This is a genomic window from Cutibacterium sp. LaCa_255 (assembly GCF_057458005.1).
This window is the reverse complement of record NZ_CP190956.1, coordinates 1,212,852-1,231,234: the sequence shown is the minus strand read 5'-3', so window position 1 is coordinate 1,231,234 and position 18,383 is coordinate 1,212,852. Positions and strand designations below refer to the sequence as shown.

Here is an 18,383-nt window from a genome sequence, read left to right as displayed (position 1 = left end):
CGCTTCGAGTTGCGGGTCAGCGAATGAGACCAATGTCTCGGGCGCGAGCCACTGCCGCGCTGCGAGAGGTCACTCCGAGCTTGGTGTAGATGTGCGACAGATGGGTCTTGACGGTGGCCTCGGAGACGTACAGGGAATCCGCGATCTGTGTGTTGGAGAGCCCCTCCGCCGAGGCTTCCAGGACGTCGAGTTCCCGGGCCGTCAAGGAGGTCTGTGGGGAGCGCATCCGAGCCATGAGACGAGTGGCGACGGCCGGCGCCAGGGCTCCCTCACCGCGAGCGGCACGATGGATCGCCGACAGCAGTTCCTCGGCGGGAGCGTCCTTGAGGAGGTAACCGGTGGCACCCGCCTCGACCGCTGCCAGGATGTCGGCGTCGGTGTCATAGTTGGTGAGGATGAGGACTTCCGGGGGATTCGGTTGTGACCGGACCTTGCGGGTGACGTCCACCCCGGACGGTGCATTGGCATCGCTGCTGAACTGCAGGTCGAGCAGCATGAGATCGAGGTCCGTCGTCGCTGCGGCGGCGAGGGCCTGGGCGGGGGTCGATGCGGTGGCGACGATCTCGATGTCCGGATCGGTACCGAGAAGGGCCGTCACTCCGGCTCGAACCACCGGATGATCGTCGGCGATAAGGACGCGCACGGTCATGATGGTTCTCCTTGGTGAACGAGGCGTGGTTGCTCGGCGGTGGAATGCACCGGGAGATCGACGTCGATGATCGTCCCCTCCCCCGGCTCTGAGGTCAGCGAGACCTCCCCGGACAGCTCGTCGACCCGCTGTCTGATGGCGTGCAGCCCGAAAGCTCCCTCTCGCACTGGAGCGTCGAGGTCCATCCCGACGCCGTCATCGGTCACCCTCAGATGGACGTGGGATTCATCGGTACGCGAGATCCGGATCGTTGCGTGCCGGGCACGGGCATGACGGACCACGTTGGACATGGCTCCCTGGCACAGTCTGAGCAGGACTGTCTGGATCTCCATCGACAGGTCTGAGGTGTCAGGACAGTCGACGTCGACGTGGAGTCCGCCGAGTGACCACGTCGTCGCACCCAGTCGCTTGAGAACTGCCGGCAAACCCTGATCGGCCACGGTGGGAGGAGCCAGTTCCGCGATGAGGACGCGGGTCTCGGACAACGCCTCGGACGAGGTGCGGTGGGCCAGCTGGATCTGCTCGATCGCCGGATGGTCAGGGGCCGTGCGCTCAACCGCCGACAGCAGCAGACCGATGCTCGACAAGGATTGCGCGACGGTGTCGTGGATCTCCCGTGCCAACCTGGCACGTTCCTCCAGCACCCCAGCTTCCCGCTGGGAGGCTGCCAACCTCTCCTGCACGGCGAGCAGGTCGACATTGAGGCGTTCCAACTCGGCCGCCTGAGCCTGCAGCGCCTTGAGGGACAGACCGGCGACGACGGCCACTGCGGCACCGGCTACCGGCCCGACGACTCCCCCGACGCTCCAGCCACTCGTCAGTCCGACGCCGAGGACGATGGCCACGGCTCCGACGACGACGGAGATGCAGGCATGGAGAGGGGCCAGGTGATCCAGGTAGACGAAGGAGAGCGGGATCGTCAGGTAGGCGGCATAGGGGAAGTCGACGGCCAACAAGATCGAGGTGGCGACCATCACTGTCACCAGGATGGGCCGCCACCTGTCACGCCGAGTGCGATCCATGACGTGGGTCGTCATGAGGGCGATGTGGACGAGGATGAGCAGGATCTCCCAGGTGAGGATTCGCCACAAGTGGGGTGGGGACAGCACCAGGGCCATCACGACGGTGAAGATGACCAGACCGGCAAAGAGCACCTGGATGCCGATCTGCATGCCCACCTCAATGACCACCGCACGTCCGCGGTGACCGGCGTCCATGTCGCGCCACCGGTGCAACCCATCACGAGCAAGTGCGGTCGTTCTCATCGGCCCCAAGTGTAGGTGCGCAACCCACATGTCCGTGCCACCAGGCCCCCTCCCCCCGCGTCATCCAAAAGGTTGATGTCCGCCTCCGCCTGGAGTCGCCCCACAACCACACCACGCGCTGATTCCGACAAGGGTTTTCACCAGGAAGGTGGTTACGACGACAACGACAAGGAGTTCCCATGTTCCTCGCCCGGCGTGATCTGGCCTTCGCCAAGGGCCGGTTTGCCCTCATGACCGTGGTAGTGGCTCTCATCTGCGTACTGGTCGGTTTCCTCACCGGTCTGGCAGGCGGCCTCGCCCAGCGCAGCGTCGCCGCGGTGGTACAGGTACCGGCTGATCGGGTCGTGCTGGCCAAGACGGGATCGACGACGACGTGGACCGATTCCAGGGTGCATGAGAACCAGCTCAAGACCTGGCAGTCAGCTGACGGGGTCTCAGGGGTCACTCCCCTGGGCGTCACCCAGACCCGCGCCAGCAAGGACGGCACCGGATCCGCAGTGGCCATCTTCGGGTCCGACGTCACGGCGACCTCCCTCGGCACCCCGGCGAGGGGGAAGGTCATCATCTCCCGGACCATCGCCGATGACCTCGGACTAGCAGCCGGGGACACGGTGGGAATCGGGTCCCAGAAGTTCGCTGTCGGGTCCGTCAGTGACGACACCTGGTATTGCCATTCGGCCGTCGTCGCCATGGGCTACGCGGACTGGCAGGCGACCGTGGCGCGCATGGGCCAGCCCAAGGCCGAGCCAACCGCCCTGCTGGTGCATGGCGAGCCCGATTGGAAGGCGGTCGACAAGGCCGCCGGAACCGAGTCGGCTTCGCCTTGGAAGTCAGTGCGGATGCTGCCGACCTTCGGACCTGAGATTGGCTCCCTGGCTCTCATCATCGGCCTCCTGCTGGGCATCTCGGCCCTCGTCGTCGGAGCATTCTTCACCGTCTGGACAATCCAGCGTCAGCACGACATCGGTGTGCTGCGTGCGCTGGGAGCGACGACCCAGGCCTTGCGTCGTGACGCCCTGGGACAGGCAGGTGTGGTGCTGGCCATCGGTATCGGTGCCGGCCTGGTCCTCGTGACGATCACCGGATTCGCCATCCGCTCGACCATGCCCTTCGCCATGACGTGGTGGACGGTACTCGGTCCAGGAACCCTGCTCGGTCTACTGGGCCTTGCCGGAGCTGCTGTGGCCATCCGCTCCCTGTCGAGGGCAGAACCCGAGCAGGCCCTCGGCTCGGCCCGCTGACCTGTCCGTCCCCACAGTTTTCAGGAGCTTCGCATGATCACCCTCGACAACGTCACCTTCACCCGTCCAGACGGCAACCGTCGCGTCACCGCCTTGGAGGACGTCAGCATGCACGTCGACAACGGGCACGTCGCCGTCATCACCGGACCGTCCGGGTCGGGAAAATCGAGCCTCTTGGCCGTCGCTTCCACCTTGGCCCGGCCCGACACCGGCACCATCCTCATTGACGGCATCGACGTCACCGGACTCGACGACGCCGGCGCCACCGAACTGCGCCGGGAGAAGATCGGCATCGTCTTTCAGCAGTCGAACCTCATCCCCAGCCTCGACGCCGTCGACCAGCTCGTCATGATGGGAGAACTCGACGGTGCGCATCGCTCCACCCGTGACGAGCGCCGCGAGCAGGCCAAGGAACTCCTCGACGCCGTCGACCTGGCCAACCACATGCACAAGAGGCCGGCGCAGATGTCAGGTGGACAGCGCCAGCGAGTCAACATCGCCCGGGCCCTCATGAACGACCCCAGCGTACTGGTCGTCGACGAGCCGACCAGTGCCCTGGATTCCCAGGCTGGCACCCGCATCATCGAACTCGTGGCCAAACTGACCCATGAGCATGACACCGCCACGATGCTCGTGACCCACGACGAGGAGCTCATCGATCACGGCTCCCAGCATCTGGAGATGCTCGATGGACATCTCGCCCAGGCGCGTGGAGTCCGCGACGAGAAGTCGTCGCGGAACGGCTCGGACTCAGCTCGTGGTCGTATCGGCGCGTGGCTCATTCGGCTGGGGCTGCATCCTCAAAGGTCGCTGTGTCGATGACGAAGCGGAACCTCACGTCTCCGGCGACGACACGGTCATAGGCCGCATCGACCTCGTCAACGCCGATCTTCTCCACCCAGGCGCCGAGATGATGCTCCGCGCAGAAATCGAGCATCTCCTGGGTCTGCGGGATACCGCCGATGTTGGATCCGGCGAGCACCTTGGAACCGTTGATGAGGGAACCAATCGGCAGGCCCAGCTCCTCCGGGGGCAGTCCGACACAGGCCATCACGCCGCGCGGCTTGAGCAACTTGAGATAGGACTTCAGGTCGATCGGGGCGCTGATGGTGTTGAGAATGAAGTCGTACTCACCGCGATGGTCACGGAAGAGATTCTCGTCGCTGGTCGCCAGGGTGCGCGTGGCTCCGAGCTTCTCGGCAAGGTCAGCCTTACGCAGGCTGCGAGACAGAACGGTGACCTCAGCCCCCTTCGCCGCCGCGATCTGAACGCCCATGTGTCCCAGGCCACCAAGACCCAGAACGGCGACCTCGTCACCAGGGCCCACGTTCCAAGTGGCAATGGGCGAATAGGTGGTGATCCCGGCGCACAACAGCGGAGCTGCCGCCATGAAGCCCAAGGAGTCGGGGATGCGACAGACGAACCTCTCGTTGACGACGACCTTCTGGCTGTACCCGCCCTGGGTGATGGTGCCGTCGACGTCACGGGAGTCGTATGTTCCCACGGACCCGTTGAGACAGGCCTGCTCCTCTCCTGCCGCGCACTGCTCACAGTGGCCGCAGGAATTGACCAAACACCCGACACCCACCCGGTCGCCGGGCTGGTACTTCGTCACCTCGGAACCGACGGCCTCGACGACACCGGCGATCTCGTGACCGACGGTGAGCGGGAAATGCGCGTGACCCCACTCGTTGCGGATCGTGTGGATGTCGGAGTGACAGATACCTGCAGCCTTGATGGCAATGACGACGTCGTCCGGGCGAGGATCTCGCCTTTCGATGTCGACAACCCTGAACGGCGTGTCCGGGCCTTCCTTCTGAAGGGCCTTGACGGTGATGGGCATGAGTGTGCCTCCTCGGTGATCCCCAGTGCCGATCCCTGGCACTGACGTTGTCAGAGTATTGCGAATCAGCCTGTGAGGCGGCCCAGAAGCACAATCAGATGCTTCAGCAAAGGAGACGACAATGGCTGCACAGTCTTCTGTGGACTCCTGTGCAGCCATGTCTGGTGGTGGGCGATGCGGGGTTCGAACCCGCGACCCCTTCGGTGTGAACGAAGTGCGCTACCACTGCGCCAACCGCCCGCGCTGGAGAAACTATGCCAGAAGCGGGGGTGCTTGTCCAAGTCGACGGGCCACTATCCGCAGACACCAATGCCGGGGATCGCGAAGATCATCCAACCACCTGATGACGTCTGACACGCCCGTGTGTGGTGACCGCGGTCCTGACACCTCATCGTGCAACGCACGGTGGCAGCGAACCCGATCAGCAACCCGGTCACCGCCATACCCATCAACCGCTTTCCCCCGGTCGCACGCCCCTCCCAGCCTGATTCCCCCGCACCGTGACCTGGATCAGCATCCATCCGGGCCCGATGTGGAGCACGCCCAACCGATCCCGAATCGCGACACGCCAATGGACCACATCAATGAAACTCCATTCTGACTAGGGGAATCACAAGTTTTTGGTGCGAGCATCCCGCCCCGATTTGCGTCGTCACCGAAACATCCTCTAAAGTTCTTTCTCGTCGCCCGGCAGGAACGACAAGGAGTGAAAGCCCCTCAGAGAACTGCTGGAAAACATGCGGACGTGGCTCAGTTGGTAGAGCATCACCTTGCCAAGGTGAGGGTCGCGGGTTCGAGTCCCGTCGTCCGCTCGGAGAGGTCTTTCGGACCTATCCACATGGTGGAGTGGCCGAGAGGCGAGGCAACGGACTGCAAATCCGTGTACACGGGTTCAAATCCCGTCTCCACCTCGGGCGGTTGGCGCAGTGGTAGCGCGCTTCCCTGACACGGAAGAGGTCGCCAGTTCAAACCTGGCATCGCCCACCAAAAAGGTCGGCCGACATGAGTCGGTCGACCTTTTGCTACACCGACCGTTTCTCCCTTCCCTCAAAGATTCTGTCCTGTTGAATCCGTAACGCTCACAGTCGCCGCTCATTCGCCCCACATCTTGACGGACTGCATGCACACCGGTTCACAGAGACAATTCCGCCAATTCGACGGACCTACTTCGATAAGGTGAACGCGACGTGTCGGACTTGTTGTCCTGATGGCTGGGGAAGGGAGTGCTCAGATGGCTGCGCCGATACTCGACCTCGTCCTCCCCGCGATGTCCGAAGCCTCCGCGAATCTCATCGGCCAGAGATTGCGGCAGCGAATGTCTCACCTCCACCCGCACATCGAGTCAACGGTCAGCTTCGTGCCGGAGAAAGGCCGTTGCAAAGCTCCTCGCATCAAACCGTCGTGGAGTGAGCTGGTCCTGGTCCCCATCAATGCCACTCACCTTCATTCCAGCCCGCCGCAGCTGACTCGCCATGCCGAGGACATCCGTCGGAATCATCCGGACCTGGCCATCCGCGTAGCCCGGCCCACCGGCCCGGCCCCGGCTCTACTCAACCTCGTCGATGCACGTCTGCGACTGGCAGCCCATCGCGTGCACGCCCAGGAATTGGATGCACTCATCCTCTCGACCCCCGACAGCGGAGACCAGCGGGGCGCGGCCATGCTCTCCAAAATGACGCGCCTGTGGTCCCAGCACCACCACCTACCGGTTCACATTGCCACCAACAGCGGCGGCACCACCAACGTCGAGGAGGTCGTCACCCACCTACGTCGAGAGGGTCGTCGTCACATTGCGGTGGGAAGCCTGTGGATCTGCGACGACGAGACCTTCCGCGCCCACACTCATATGGCGCTTCACGCTGGCGCCGAGGTTGTCTCCGCGCCTTTGGGGGACGATCCGGTCCTCGCAGCCCTCGCCTTTCAGCGGTACTGCTCGGCCGCCATGGGTTTGGTCTCCGGGCGGACCGACGACGAGGTCGTCCCCGAGTAGTACCCCCATCAACTCAGCACCGGCCCGGACAAGGGTCCGGGCCGGTCTCTCATTCGTCACGCGTTGCCGAGGCGTTCCTTCTCCTTATCCACGTCGAAATCGGCGGGAGGCCAGGTGAGCTTCATCGAACGCATCGTCTCCAGCAAGATGCGTCCCACCGCCCAGTTGCGGTACCACTTGCGATCCGAGGGGATGATGTACCAGGGAGCCACGTCCGGATTGCACTTGCTGAGCAGGTCGTTGTAGGCGTCCATGTAATCAGGCCACTTCGAACGGGTGTCGAGATCCCCGGGGTTGTACTTCCAGTACTTGGCGGGGTCATCAAGACGAGCCTGCAGCCTCTCCTTCTGGGCGTCCGGGGAAATGTGCAGGAAGCACTTGATGACCTTGCAGCCGTCAGCCGCTAGTCCGAGCTCGAACTCGTTGATGAGGTCGTAACGCTCCTTCCATACCTTCTCCTCGACGAGGTTGTCGACCCTGGCCACGAGGACGTCCTCATAGTGGGAGCGATCGAAGACGCCCAGCATTCCGGGTTCGGGCAAGGCCTTCCTCACTCGCCACAGGAAGTCGTGCTTAAGCTCCTCGTCGGTCGGAGCCTTGAAGCTGTGGTGGTGAATCCCCTGCGGGTCAACCAGTCCGAAGACGTGGCGGACCACTCCACCCTTACCAGCGGTGTCGAGCCCCTGGAGAACGACGAGCACGCGTCGAGCCTCGTCAGGGTTACTGCGACCGCGGGCGAACAGCGTCTCCTGCAACTCCGAGAGTTCCTCGGCCATCGGCTCGAACTCCTTGAGGGTCCTTTCCTTGTCCCCAGGTGCCTCCGGAGTCGCGCCGGTATCAATCTTGCTGATGTCAACCGGGGGCTGCGGGCAGCGCAGCACATCGGATAGCTGAAGGGAGTCTTTGGCCATGTGAGTTCGTCCTTCCTCGGTTCTTGCTCCTCCATCCTGCCGCGACCCGGCAGACTCGGCGCGGGAATGACAACATCCGAATTACCGTTTCACTCAACATGGAACCGGCGAGATGCGCCGGGCTGGAGGAGATCATGACCAACGAGAACACCACCCCACCAGACCTGCAACCGGGTCTCGTGCTGACACCCGATCAGTGGCGTCAGCGTCTCAGCGACGAGGAATACCACGTGCTGCGGGAGGCAGGCACCGAGGCTCCCTTCGTGGGGGAATACACCGACGCCACTACCGAGGGCGTCTATCGCTGTCGCGCCTGCGGGGCGGAGCTGTTTCGCTCCACCCAAAAATTCCAGTCCAGCTGCGGTTGGCCTTCCTTTTACGCGCCACTGGCCGAGGACCGGGTTCGTTACCTCACTGATGAGTCCCTTCCGGGGCGCCCACGGACGGAGGTCAGATGTGCCCGATGTGACTCCCACCTCGGACACGTTTTCGCCGGTGAAGGCTTCGACACCCCGACCGACCTGAGGTACTGCATCAATTCGATCTGCCTCGATCTCGATCCGGCAGAAACCGACAAGTGACGACCTCCTCACGGTGAAAACCCTCAACCTGAACCATGAGGACCGCATCTATCCGCGGTGCGCGGCGCGTCGGAGAGCACCAGGGCATGGCAATCCCCATAGCCTGAAGGGGTGATTCGGCAGATGTATCCGGTGGATTTCGAGGAGTTGCGTTCCCGAATCCTCAAGTATTCGTGGTCAGGCAAGCTCGAGGTTCGCGAGATACCCGCTCCTACCCGCATCTCGCCGTTCTCGGTGGCGATCGAAGGATCCGTCATCATCAAGGGTGACGAACTCGGAAGCGGACGTCTCATCCTACTCCACAACCCCTCGGGATCCGAGGCCTGGCAGGGAACGAGCCGATTCGTTGCCATGATCCGTGCCGAGGTCGATCCGTCGATGGCTTCTGACCCCCTGGTCGGCAACGTCGCATGGTCCTGGTTGACCGATTCCCTCGACACCCATCACGCGCTCCGTCACGCAGAGGCCGGCACCGTCACTTCAGTCGTCAGCCGGCCATTCGGGCAGCTCGCTGACGACCCAGAGTCGAATCACATCGAGGTGCGCGCTTCATGGACGCCGACCTTCTCGACTGCCGAGGACGTCGATTCACACGCGGAATCATGGAGCGACCTCTGCCTGCTCTCGTGCGGGGTCTCCCCGATTCCTGACGAGATCACCGCGATCTCACCACGACGGGCCAAACTCGCGTGAGCGATTTCCCCGTCCTTGCAGAGCCTCGGGAAGGAGTGCCGCCAGTCGTCGCTTCTCCCGAGGCTCTTCGCCGCACGTGCCAGGCACTTCAGAACGGCTACGGTCCCATCGCGATTGACACCGAGCGGGCCCATGGTTTCCGTTATAACCCGCGCGCCTACCTCATCCAGTTGCGCCGTGAGGGGTCTGGCACTCACCTCGTCGATCCCGTCGCTCTCGGCGAGACGGAGGGCTTAAAGCCGCTTGCCGATGCCCTCGCCGGGACACAGTGGATCCTCCATGCCGCCGCCCAGGACATGCCATGCCTGGCGATGGACGGTCTTCGTCCTGACGATCTGTTCGACACCGAGTTGGCTGGACGCCTTCTCAGCCTTCCTCGCGTCGGCCTGGGATCGATGGTCGAGCACTACTGCGGGGTGACCCTTCTCAAGGAGCACTCCGCCTCGGACTGGTCTCGACGTCCCCTCCCCCATGACTGGCTCGTCTACGCAGCTCTGGATGTCGAGCTCCTCAACGACGTGCGAGAAAAGGTCATCGCCGACCTCCGAGAGGCTGGAAAGGACGAATGGGCTCGTCAGGAGTTCGCCCACCTAGTCACGGTGGCCGCTGGACTCCCCAGCGAAGAACCGGGTGTCGACGCATCCCGTTGGCGCCGGATCAGCCACATCGGTGACATTCGCAGCAGAGCTGGGCTGCAACTGGCGCATGACCTGTGGCTGGCGCGCGACAACCTCGCCCACGACCTCGACATTGCTCCGGGCAGGCTGTTGCGTGACGAGGCCCTCGTCGCAGCCGCAAAGCACTGCGACCGCACCGTCAACGTCGATGTCGAGAAAATCCTGTCCGTCAAGGGGTTCCATCGCGGCCAGGCCATGAAATATCACCAGACTTGGGTCGACGCCATCGACCACGCCCGTGGCGTCTCGCCGAAGAAGTACCCGCCATTTCGCGAATACTCCTCAGCGATCCCCCACCCCCGCTCCTGGGAGCGTCACCATCCGGAGGAGGCTGCCCGCTGGGCGGCCGTCAGACCGGCCGTCAATGAGATGGCTGCTGACCATGACGTCCCACCGGAAAACCTCTGTACCCCGGCATGGTTGCGGCAATTCGCATGGCAGCCACCGCACGACCTCTCCGTCGCGGGGGTCGATGCGTTCTTCGCAGATTTGGGCGCCCGTCCGTGGCAGCGAGGGATCCTCGCGAGTCTGCTCAGCGAGGTCATGGCCCAGCTGTGATCGCGACCTCAGGCTCTCTGGTCGGGGAGTCAGCTCACTGGGTGTCGAGCTGGGAGGCCAGCTGAGCGACCGCTTCAGCGATCCCCTCGGCATTCAGGCCCAGCTCAGCCATGATGGCCGACCGCGAGTCATGGTCGAGGTAGCGCTGCGGGATGCCGAGGTTGCGGGTCGGACGCCAGACACCTCGTTCTGACAAGGCGTCAGCCAGATGGGATCCGAGTCCGGAGACGACCAACCCGTCCTCCACACTGATGATGGCATGAGCCCTTGAGGCCTCCTCGAGAAGACCCTCGCAGACCGGGAGTGACCAGCGGGGGCTGACCACTCGCACCGGGACGTCGAGACTGTCTGCTGCCTTCAAGGCATCAGTGCACAACTGCCCATGGGCAACGACGAGGATGCCGTCCTCCGGTCCTTCGCGCAGGACGTCCAGGCCCTCGTGGGAGGACACCACTGGGATGTCGTCAGGCATGGGAGCCTTCGAGTACCGGATGACGGTGGGGCGGTCATCAGTGTCGACGGCCTCGTCGAGTAGCGAGATCAGATGCTGACGATCACGAGGTGCCGAGAGCATGAGGCCGGGCACGATCCCACAGATCGCCATGTCCCACATGCCGTTGTGAGAGGCGCCGTCGGTGCCGGTGATTCCAGCCCGATCCAGCACGATCGTCACGCCGGCATGGTGCAGACCAGCATCCATGAGGAGCTGGTCGAAGGCCCGGTTGAGGAAGGTCGAGTACAAGGCGACGACCGGATGAAGACCGGCAGCGGCCATGCCAGCCGCCGCGGTGACCGCATGCTGCTCGGCAATTCCGACGTCGAGAACCCGCTCCGGGTGACGGGCGGCAAACGGGGCCAGTCCGACTGGGTGGAGCATGGCAGCAGTCACGCCGACGACGTCGGGACGCCTCTCCCCCAGCTCGACCATGGCACCGGCAAAGGCATGGGTCCACGAGGCACCACCGGCAACCTTGAGGGACTTTCCCGTCTTGGGGTCGATCTGACCGACGGCGTGGAAGTGGTCCTCCTCGTTGGCCTCAGCGGCAGCGAATCCCTTGCCCTTCGTCGTCATGACGTGGACGATGACGGGATGCTCGTAGCGCTTGGCCAGTTCGAGGGCGCGCTCGACGGACGAGACGTCATGACCGTCAACCGGACCGAGGTACTTGATTCCCAGGTCCGAGAAGATCCCGTTGCCGATGAGGGCGTCCTTGACGCCGGCCTTCGCCGCGTGCATGAGACCGAAGACCTGTTTGCCCAGCGGCTTCTCGGTGACATGCCGCTTCATACGATCAAGGGCTTCCTCATAGTGAGGATCGGTGCGAATAATGGCGAGCTGGTTGGCCAGACCTCCCACCGTTGGGGTGTAGGAGCGTCCGTTGTCATTGACGACGATGACCAGACGCAGATCCTGCTGATCCGCGATCGAGTCCAGGGCTTCCCAGGCCATACCACCGGTGAGTGCACCATCACCGATGACGGCGACGACCGTGCGGTCCTCGCCACGCGAGAGGAATCCCTCGGCAAGGCCCTCGGCCCAGGACAAGGAGGTGGACGCGTGCGAGTTCTCCACCCAGTCATGAGCCGACTCGGACCGGCTCGGGTATCCGGACAAACCGCCGCGCTGACGCAGCTTCTCGAAGCCAGCGGCACGTCCGGTCAGGATCTTGTGGACATAGCTCTGGTGACCGGTGTCAAAGATGATGGGGTCATGAGGTGAGTCGAAGACCCGGTGGAGTGCGATCGTCAGCTCGACGACGCCGAGGTTCGGACCCAAATGGCCACCAGTACGCGAAACATTGTCGATGAGAAAGCTACGAATCTCTTCGGCGAGGTCGTCGGCCTGCTGAGTGGTGAGTTTCCTCACGTCGTCGGGGCAGCCGATGTCGTCGAGAAGAGCCATACGTGCCATCTTAGGACCTGCCACCAGAGTGCCGGGTCCAGTTTGCGTCCCGTTTCGCCTCACGCTCACAATCCGGCTACCTTCTTCACAACTGGTAAGCCCCGGAAGAAAAGGATGGGCCCGGCAGATCATGGGGGGGAGTCAGGCACGCACGGCCCTGAGGATGAGGGGCAGGTCCTGGCTCAGATCAGCGTTCCAGCAGCCCCAGTCGTGGCCGCCATCACACTTGAAACCGCCGTAAGTGCGGGTCGTGTAACGGATGTAGGTATGGGGAACCTGGCGAGCAGCGAGCCGCACGTGCAGAGCGGTCGTATTGGCTCCAACAGCCGTTTCGATGGCCATGGCACCTGGATTGCCGCTACCCAGCCCAGTGCCCGCGTACAAAGCCAGACGGGTGCCGTCGCGCTGAATGCTGGCGAGGTTGTCGGCTCCCTCTCCACTGGACGGGTTCGCCTCGACGAGTGTCTTGTTGGTTCGCACCATCGGGCCCCAGACCGAGTCAGGCTGATATCCACTCTTGACGAGCTGTTCGGCCACGGTGGCCCGCACCGAGGCGCTCTCGATGTCGACGGCACCAGAGTAGGCCGAGACCGAGGAGAACATCCCCGGATGTTCCATCGCGTAGTGATAGGCCCCGTAGCCGCCCATGGAGAGACCGGCAATGGCGCGATGCTTGCCTGACGCCACAGTGCGGAAGTTGGCGTCGACGAAGGGAATTACCTCGTCGAGGTGGTGGTGCGACCAGTCGGCGTCACCGCGAGACTGGTTCGCCCAGTCGGAGTACCAGCTGACCTTGCCACCCTCCAATGTCACCGTGATGAGATCGGCATCGGCGGTGATCTGTTCTGCCTTGCCCTGCTTGCCCGACTCGTCGGTCCAGTCACGGACCCGACCGCTTCCACCGCCGGGAAGCAGGTAGAGGACCGGGTAATGCTTGTCGGGATGGGAGGCGTACCCAGCTGGCAGAGTGACGCGGATGGCCATCTGACCATCAAAGGTCTGTGCGGGATCGATCGACGGGGTCGAGTAATTGATCTGCCAAGTGCGCTGCTGCCCCGAGACCTTCGTCACGGAGGTGACGGTGATGCCCTTGGTGTCATGGATCTGCGTGTCATGGATCTGTCCGAGGATTCCCGGAACGGCCGCCGTGACGTCACTGGTCGGGGCATCGGAGGTGGCCGGTGCGGCGTGGGCTGCCATGGGCGTCAGTGTCAAGGCTCCGCCTGCCAGTGCGGTGACCACGATTCGGGTGAGTCGTCCCATCGGTGTTTCCCCTCGTCTACGATTCTCAGTGCTGTATGTCGTCACTGTAGTGACCAGAGGGTCACGGGATGTGAGGGTTGTCACACGGATTTCAGGACTTCTCGAGGGCACCCACCATTTCGTCGTCGCCCCTGCCCTGGTGCGATTTCTCAGAAGACGATGACCGGGGGCGGGAACCACGTGGTTTCCGCCCCCGGTTGAACGCATGCGTCAGTTACGAGCCATGTTCCTCAACACGTACTGAAGGATGCCTCCGTTGAGGTAGTAGGAGCGCTCTCCTGGGGTGTCGATGCGGACGACGGCGTCGAACTCAACGACCTTGTCACCGTTGACGGCCTTGACGTGGACCGTCTCCGGGATCGTCTCGTTGATCTTGTCGACGCCAGTGATCTCGAAGGTCTCCTCGCCGGTCAGGCCGAGGGAATCAGCCGACTCACCCTCCGGGAACTGCAACGGCAGGACGCCCATGCCGATGAGGTTGGATCGGTGGATACGCTCGTAACTCTCGGTAATGACGGCCTTGACCCCCAGCAACTGGGTACCCTTGGCGGCCCAGTCACGGGAAGATCCGGAACCGTACTCCTTGCCACCCAGGACAACCAGCGGGATGCCCTGCTCGCGGTAGCTCACCGAGGCGTCGTAGACCGTGGTGACGGGGCCGTCGACCTTGGTGAAGTCGCGGGTGAAGCCACCCTCGGTTCCCGGGGCGAGCTGGTTGCGCAGGCGGATGTTGGCGAAGGTGCCACGCATCATGACCTCGTGGTTTCCACGGCGGGAGCCGTAGGAGTTGAAGTCGCGACGCTCGACGCCGTTGCCAGCAAGCCACTGGCCCGCCGGGGAGTCGGTCTTGATATTGCCGGCCGGGGAGATGTGATCGGTGGTGACCGAGTCGCCGAGCTTGAGCAGGACGCGGGCGTCGGTGATGTCACCAACTGGGTCGGGTTCAGCCTTCATGCCGTCGAAGATCGGCAGCTTGCGGACATAGGTGGAGGCAGGATCCCAGGAGAAGGTTTCACCCTCGGGGGTCTCCAGCTCCTTCCACCGCGGGCCACCGTCGAAGACGTCGGCGTAGCGCTCGGAGTACATCTCGGCGGAGATGGACGATCCGACGATCTCCTCGATCTCCTGGGTGGAGGGCCACAGATCGGCCAGACGAACCTCGCGGCCGTCCGGGGTGGTGGCCAGCACATCGTTGTTGAGATCGATGTCCATGGTGCCAGCGATCGAGTAGATCACCACCAGCGGCGGGCTGGCCAGGTAGTTCATCTTGACGTCGGGGCTGATGCGACCCTCGAAGTTACGGTTGCCGGAGAGTACTGCCGTGACGGCCAGATCGTTCTCGTTGATGGCGGCCGAGACCTCGGGGATGAGCGGACCAGTGTTACCGATACAGGTGGTGCAGCCGTAGCCGACCAGGTCGAATCCCATGGCAGCAAGGTGCTCGGAGAGTCCGGCTCGCTCAAAGTAGTCGGTGACGACCTGCGATCCCGGGGCCAACGAGGTCTTGACCCACGGCTTCGGCGACAGACCCAGTTCGTGGGCCTTCTTGGCCACCAGTCCGGCGGCAATCATGACGCTCGGGTTCGAGGTGTTGGTGCAGGAGGTGATAGCGGCAACCGTCACGGCACCGTTGCGCAGCTCGAAGGAGCGTCCATCGGCCAGGGTGACCGGAATGGCAACACCTGGTTTGGTGGTGTAGTCGGGAACAGTCTTCTCGAAGGTCTCCTTCGCCTCGGAGACGAGGATACGGTCCTGCGGACGCTTCGGGCCGGCAATGGACGGCTTGACCGTCGAGAGGTCGAGCTCCATGTACTCGGAGTAGCGAGGCTCGCGATCCGGGTCGTGCCACATGCCCTGGGCCCTGGCGTAGGCCTCGACGAGTTTGACCTGGGACTCGTCACGACCGGTGAGGCGCAGGTAGTCCAGGGTGACGTCGTCGATCGGGAATACGGCGATGGTCGAGCCGTACTCAGGGCTCATGTTGCCCAGGGTGGCGCGGTTGGCAAGCGGCACGGCGGCGACGCCGGGGCCGTAGAACTCGACGAACTTGCCGACGACCTTGTGCTCACGAAGCATCTGGGTGATCGTCAGGACGAGGTCGGTGGCGGTGACGCCGTCAGGCAGCTCACCGGAGAGCTTGAACCCCACGACACGCGGGACCAGCATGGAAACCGGCTGACCGAGCATGGCGGCCTCGGCCTCGATGCCACCCACACCCCAGCCGACAACGCCAAGACCGTTGACCATGGTGGTGTGGGAGTCAGTGCCGACGCAGGTGTCCGGGTAGGCGACCTTCTTGCCGTCCTCGTCATGAACGAAGGTCACGCGGGCGAGGTGCTCGATGTTGACCTGGTGGACGATGCCGGTGCCCGGCGGGACGACACGGAAGTTCTCGAACGCGGTCTGGCCCCAACGCAGGAACTGGTAGCGCTCACGGTTGCGCTGGTACTCAATGTCCTTATTCTGCTCGAAGGCCTCCGGAGTGCCGAAGCGCTCGACGATGACAGAGTGGTCGATGACCATCTCGGCGGGCGACAGCGGGTTGACCTTGCTTGGGTCACCACCAAGATCGGTGACTGCCTCACGCATGGTGGCCAGGTCGACGATGCAGGGCACGCCAGTGAAGTCCTGCATGATGACGCGAGCCGGGGTGAACTGAATCTCCTTGGACGGCTGGGCGTCGGCGTCCCAATGTCCCAGGTCGGTGATCTGCTCAGCGGTGATGTTGGCACCATCCTCGGTGCGCAGCAGGTTCTCGAGCAGAACCTTGAGGCTGTACGGCAGGCTGTCGGAACCGTCGACCTTGGTGACGTCGTAGATCTCGTAGGACTGGCCGTCGACGTCGAGGGTTCGTCTCGCGTCGAAGCTGTTGACACTCATGTGGACTCCTGACTAGTCGATGCGGATCTCATCATCTCGCGTCGAGCTCCACCATCGTGGCGGAACAAGATATCTTGATGTCAAGATATCTTGTTGTGAAACGAGCCCAAAGTTAGGCTTGGCTAAGAAGCAGAATGAACCCACAGGATCATCAGGCCCCGCCGACATGCTCAAGGTGAACACCTCCATCCGACTTGCTCATGGCACCAGAGCCCCGCGCTGCACCCTTTTTGGGACGGTGCGGCGGGATACAGTCATGGTGGTCATGGTGACGTCCCTGTCAGCACCGCAACACGGCGTCACCAACCCAGCCTGCATCACATCGTGGTTCCGGACAGGTTTCATCGTATGGATCAGTCAAGTCCCTCAGATCGGGGATCGGGCCCCAGCTCGTCGTCATCTGTCACTTCGACCGCATGCGGCGGGGCGCTCTGCTTCTCCTTCTCACGCGCCACCTTCCTGGACTTCGCGAGCTCGCTGCGCAGGGCGTCATCACCCATGACGAGGTATACCAGACCGCAGTCCTGAGGGCCGGTGACGTAGAGCTGGCACAGACTACAAGGATCCCCCGGGCGCAGCGGACACATCGGAACTGGACCTGCCATCTCAGATCTTCGGCTCCAGGATCGCCACGGCCTCGACATGATGAGTCATCGGGAAGACGTCGAACGCACGGATCGAACGCGGCGCATATCCGCCGACGTCGAACAGGTGCAGATCGCGGGCCAGCGCAGCCGGATCACATGCGACATGTGCGATCGCTCGCGGTGACGTTCGCGTCACGGCCTGGACGACAGCCTTGCCCGCCCCCTTGCGCGGGGGATCCAGCACGACAAGATTCGACTTGGCCTTCATACGCGGCAGGACTCGTTCCACCCGCCCGGCAGTGAAACGCCCACCGGGGACATTTCGTCGTGCCAATGCCACCGCCTGGCGCGACACCTCAATGCCACGAACGCGAACACCATGATCGGCAAGCAGACCTGCGAAGAGTCCGACTCCGCAGTACAGATCCAGGGCCTCGTCACCCTGATGAGGATCCAAACCACCCACCACGGCGTCAGCCAATGCCTCGGCCGCCCCGGGGTGGACCTGCCAGAAGCCGCCGGCGCCAACCTTCCAACGACGCTGCCCCACCTGAGCCGTCATCGTCTCGCCGCCGGCAATGAGCTGACCATCCGCGATGACACTCACCTCCGGGTACTGTGTGAGGCAGCTGGTCACCATGACAATCGCCTGGTCGGCCACGCGGCACGCTGACTCGGCAGCCGGACGCCCAGCGGGATGCGCGATGGGACAACCACCTTCAGGCACTTTCACCACATCATGACTGCGGTGGCGTCGCAGAGCCGGCCGTCCATCGAGGCTGCAATATTGCATACGGGTCCGCCAACCCAGGCCGTCGGAGGAACCGTCGACAGTCTCCACGGATCCAGTCCACTTGATGCCGGCGATGCGACTGAGCTGTTCGGCAACGACCCGTCGCTTGAGCTCGCGCTGGAACTCGACATCGACATGCTGGAAGTCGCAGCCACCGCACACCCCCGCGACGGGGCACGGCGGGACAACCCGGTGCGGGTCAGGCGAAATGACCTTGACGGCTTGCCCGAACCAGTGCGAGGCCTTGGAGGTATCGGTCAATCGGACCCGAACCTTCTCCCCTGGCAATGAACCGCGGACGAAGACGACCCTGCCGTCCAGATGCCCCACGCAGTAACCACCGTGGGCGACCTTGCCCATGACGAGGTCGAATTCCTCAGCCGGGGACGCATCAACAGACTCCTGCATCAGGCCAAGTCTAGGCCCCCAGTGGTGTCACTTCCGTGCAGCTGAGGCCTTGATGGGCCTCGAACCCCGCAATATCAGGGGTGAGCGAGGCCACGTTCGCGAAAAGCTGACGTTGTGGCACTACCTGTACGGACCGGAGAC

At 63.4% G+C, this 18,383-nt stretch carries 15 protein-coding genes and 4 tRNA genes; 9 read left to right on the top strand and 10 right to left on the bottom strand.

Annotated features, from left to right (window positions below):
- Positions 1-16: 16 nt before the first annotated feature.
- Together ACP8ML_RS05490 and ACP8ML_RS05485 are read right to left on the bottom strand one after the other, a co-directional pair.
- Positions 17-649, bottom strand: coding sequence for a response regulator (locus ACP8ML_RS05490; protein ID WP_016667559.1), 633 nt, complete (start codon positions 647-649; stop codon positions 17-19).
- Positions 646-1,866 (bottom strand): sensor histidine kinase, encoded by a 1,221-nt coding sequence (locus tag ACP8ML_RS05485; protein WP_065672694.1) that lies wholly within the window; start codon positions 1,864-1,866, stop codon positions 646-648. The genes ACP8ML_RS05490 and ACP8ML_RS05485 overlap by 4 nt, the downstream gene beginning before the upstream one ends.
- A gap of 227 nt (positions 1,867-2,093) precedes the next feature.
- On the opposite strand from ACP8ML_RS05485, the gene ACP8ML_RS05480 reads away from it, so the two are divergent.
- Both ACP8ML_RS05480 and ACP8ML_RS05475 read left to right on the top strand, forming a co-directional pair.
- Positions 2,094-3,155, top strand: coding sequence for an FtsX-like permease family protein (locus ACP8ML_RS05480; RefSeq protein WP_065672693.1), 1,062 nt, complete (start codon positions 2,094-2,096; stop codon positions 3,153-3,155).
- 33 nt (positions 3,156-3,188) lie between these two features.
- Positions 3,189-3,977 (top strand): ABC transporter ATP-binding protein, encoded by a 789-nt coding sequence (locus ACP8ML_RS05475; protein WP_065672692.1) that lies wholly within the window; start codon positions 3,189-3,191, stop codon positions 3,975-3,977.
- On the opposite strand, the gene ACP8ML_RS05470 is transcribed toward ACP8ML_RS05475, so the two are convergent.
- Together ACP8ML_RS05470 and ACP8ML_RS05465 are read right to left on the bottom strand one after the other, a co-directional pair.
- A complete protein-coding gene (locus ACP8ML_RS05470) occupies positions 3,934-4,998 on the bottom strand; it encodes an NAD(P)-dependent alcohol dehydrogenase (protein WP_117189610.1) in 1,065 nt (354 codons plus the stop codon). The genes ACP8ML_RS05475 and ACP8ML_RS05470 overlap by 44 nt on opposite strands.
- A gap of 165 nt (positions 4,999-5,163) precedes the next feature.
- Positions 5,164-5,238: transfer RNA gene (locus tag ACP8ML_RS05465), tRNA-Val, on the bottom strand.
- 499 nt (positions 5,239-5,737) lie between these two features.
- On the opposite strand from ACP8ML_RS05465, the gene ACP8ML_RS05460 reads away from it, so the two are divergent.
- The 4 genes from ACP8ML_RS05460 to ACP8ML_RS05445 all read left to right on the top strand — a co-directional run bounded on the left by ACP8ML_RS05460 (position 5,738) and on the right by ACP8ML_RS05445 (position 6,988).
- Positions 5,738-5,810 (top strand) — tRNA-Gly (locus ACP8ML_RS05460).
- 28 nt (positions 5,811-5,838) lie between these two features.
- A tRNA-Cys gene (locus tag ACP8ML_RS05455) sits at positions 5,839-5,909 on the top strand.
- A gap of 1 nt (position 5,910) precedes the next feature.
- Positions 5,911-5,985 (top strand) — tRNA-Val (locus tag ACP8ML_RS05450).
- A gap of 244 nt (positions 5,986-6,229) precedes the next feature.
- A complete protein-coding gene (locus ACP8ML_RS05445) occupies positions 6,230-6,988 on the top strand; it encodes a sirohydrochlorin chelatase (protein ID WP_065672690.1) in 759 nt (252 codons plus the stop codon).
- Between the two features lie 56 nt (positions 6,989-7,044).
- On the opposite strand, the gene ACP8ML_RS05440 is transcribed toward ACP8ML_RS05445, so the two are convergent.
- Complete coding sequence (locus ACP8ML_RS05440) at positions 7,045-7,899, bottom strand: PPK2 family polyphosphate kinase (protein WP_065672689.1); 855 nt, start codon at positions 7,897-7,899, stop codon at positions 7,045-7,047.
- A gap of 134 nt (positions 7,900-8,033) precedes the next feature.
- On the opposite strand from ACP8ML_RS05440, the gene msrB reads away from it, so the two are divergent.
- From msrB to ACP8ML_RS05425, 3 genes are all read left to right on the top strand, one after another.
- A complete protein-coding gene (msrB, locus tag ACP8ML_RS05435; RefSeq protein ID WP_117189629.1) occupies positions 8,034-8,480 on the top strand; it encodes a peptide-methionine (R)-S-oxide reductase MsrB in 447 nt (148 codons plus the stop codon).
- A gap of 123 nt (positions 8,481-8,603) precedes the next feature.
- Complete coding sequence (locus tag ACP8ML_RS05430) at positions 8,604-9,173, top strand: DUF3000 domain-containing protein (RefSeq protein WP_065672688.1); 570 nt, start codon at positions 8,604-8,606, stop codon at positions 9,171-9,173.
- Complete coding sequence (locus ACP8ML_RS05425; RefSeq protein WP_065672687.1) at positions 9,170-10,408, top strand: HRDC domain-containing protein; 1,239 nt, start codon at positions 9,170-9,172, stop codon at positions 10,406-10,408. The genes ACP8ML_RS05430 and ACP8ML_RS05425 overlap by 4 nt, the downstream gene beginning before the upstream one ends.
- Before the next feature lie 34 nt (positions 10,409-10,442).
- On the opposite strand, the gene dxs is transcribed toward ACP8ML_RS05425, so the two are convergent.
- The 5 genes from dxs to ACP8ML_RS05400 form a co-directional block, all read right to left on the bottom strand.
- Positions 10,443-12,311, bottom strand: coding sequence for a 1-deoxy-D-xylulose-5-phosphate synthase (dxs, locus tag ACP8ML_RS05420; protein WP_117189609.1), 1,869 nt, complete (start codon positions 12,309-12,311; stop codon positions 10,443-10,445).
- A gap of 141 nt (positions 12,312-12,452) precedes the next feature.
- The gene (locus ACP8ML_RS05415; protein WP_117189608.1) at positions 12,453-13,574 is read right to left on the bottom strand and encodes an alpha/beta hydrolase; all 1,122 of its coding nucleotides are present in this window, start codon (positions 13,572-13,574) and stop codon (positions 12,453-12,455) included.
- Positions 13,575-13,784: 210 nt separating this feature from the next.
- On the bottom strand, positions 13,785-16,454 hold the full coding sequence (acnA, locus tag ACP8ML_RS05410) for an aconitate hydratase AcnA (RefSeq protein WP_117189607.1): 2,670 nt from the start codon (positions 16,452-16,454) through the stop codon (positions 13,785-13,787).
- Between the two features lie 353 nt (positions 16,455-16,807).
- Positions 16,808-17,041: a DUF6767 domain-containing protein gene (locus ACP8ML_RS05405; RefSeq protein ID WP_004811475.1), complete on the bottom strand. Its 234-nt coding sequence runs from the start codon at positions 17,039-17,041 to the stop codon at positions 16,808-16,810.
- 19 nt (positions 17,042-17,060) lie between these two features.
- A complete protein-coding gene (locus ACP8ML_RS05400; RefSeq protein WP_065672683.1) occupies positions 17,061-18,242 on the bottom strand; it encodes a class I SAM-dependent RNA methyltransferase in 1,182 nt (393 codons plus the stop codon).
- Between the last annotated feature and the right edge of the window lie 141 nt (positions 18,243-18,383).

Excerpts from the sequence above, each read along its gene's own strand:
- ACP8ML_RS05405 (WP_004811475.1), bottom strand. The coding sequence starts at position 17,041 with ATGTGTCCGCTGCGCCCGGGGGATCCTTGTAGTCTGTGCCAGCTCTAC.
- ACP8ML_RS05475 (WP_065672692.1), top strand. The coding sequence starts at position 3,189 with ATGATCACCCTCGACAACGTCACCTTCACCCGTCCAGACGGCAACCGT.
- ACP8ML_RS05400 (WP_065672683.1), bottom strand. The coding sequence starts at position 18,242 with ATGCAGGAGTCTGTTGATGCGTCCCCGGCTGAGGAATTCGACCTCGTC.
- ACP8ML_RS05415 (WP_117189608.1), bottom strand. The coding sequence starts at position 13,574 with ATGGGACGACTCACCCGAATCGTGGTCACCGCACTGGCAGGCGGAGCC.
- ACP8ML_RS05480 (WP_065672693.1), top strand. The coding sequence starts at position 2,094 with ATGTTCCTCGCCCGGCGTGATCTGGCCTTCGCCAAGGGCCGGTTTGCC.
- ACP8ML_RS05470 (WP_117189610.1), bottom strand. The coding sequence starts at position 4,998 with ATGCCCATCACCGTCAAGGCCCTTCAGAAGGAAGGCCCGGACACGCCG.
- ACP8ML_RS05485 (WP_065672694.1), bottom strand. The coding sequence starts at position 1,866 with ATGGACGCCGGTCACCGCGGACGTGCGGTGGTCATTGAGGTGGGCATG.
- ACP8ML_RS05490 (WP_016667559.1), bottom strand. The coding sequence starts at position 649 with ATGACCGTGCGCGTCCTTATCGCCGACGATCATCCGGTGGTTCGAGCC.
- ACP8ML_RS05430 (WP_065672688.1), top strand. The coding sequence starts at position 8,604 with ATGTATCCGGTGGATTTCGAGGAGTTGCGTTCCCGAATCCTCAAGTAT.
- ACP8ML_RS05440 (WP_065672689.1), bottom strand. The coding sequence starts at position 7,899 with ATGGCCAAAGACTCCCTTCAGCTATCCGATGTGCTGCGCTGCCCGCAG.
- acnA (WP_117189607.1), bottom strand. The coding sequence starts at position 16,454 with ATGAGTGTCAACAGCTTCGACGCGAGACGAACCCTCGACGTCGACGGC.
- dxs (WP_117189609.1), bottom strand. The coding sequence starts at position 12,311 with ATGGCTCTTCTCGACGACATCGGCTGCCCCGACGACGTGAGGAAACTC.
- msrB (WP_117189629.1), top strand. The coding sequence starts at position 8,034 with ATGACCAACGAGAACACCACCCCACCAGACCTGCAACCGGGTCTCGTG.
- ACP8ML_RS05445 (WP_065672690.1), top strand. The coding sequence starts at position 6,230 with ATGGCTGCGCCGATACTCGACCTCGTCCTCCCCGCGATGTCCGAAGCC.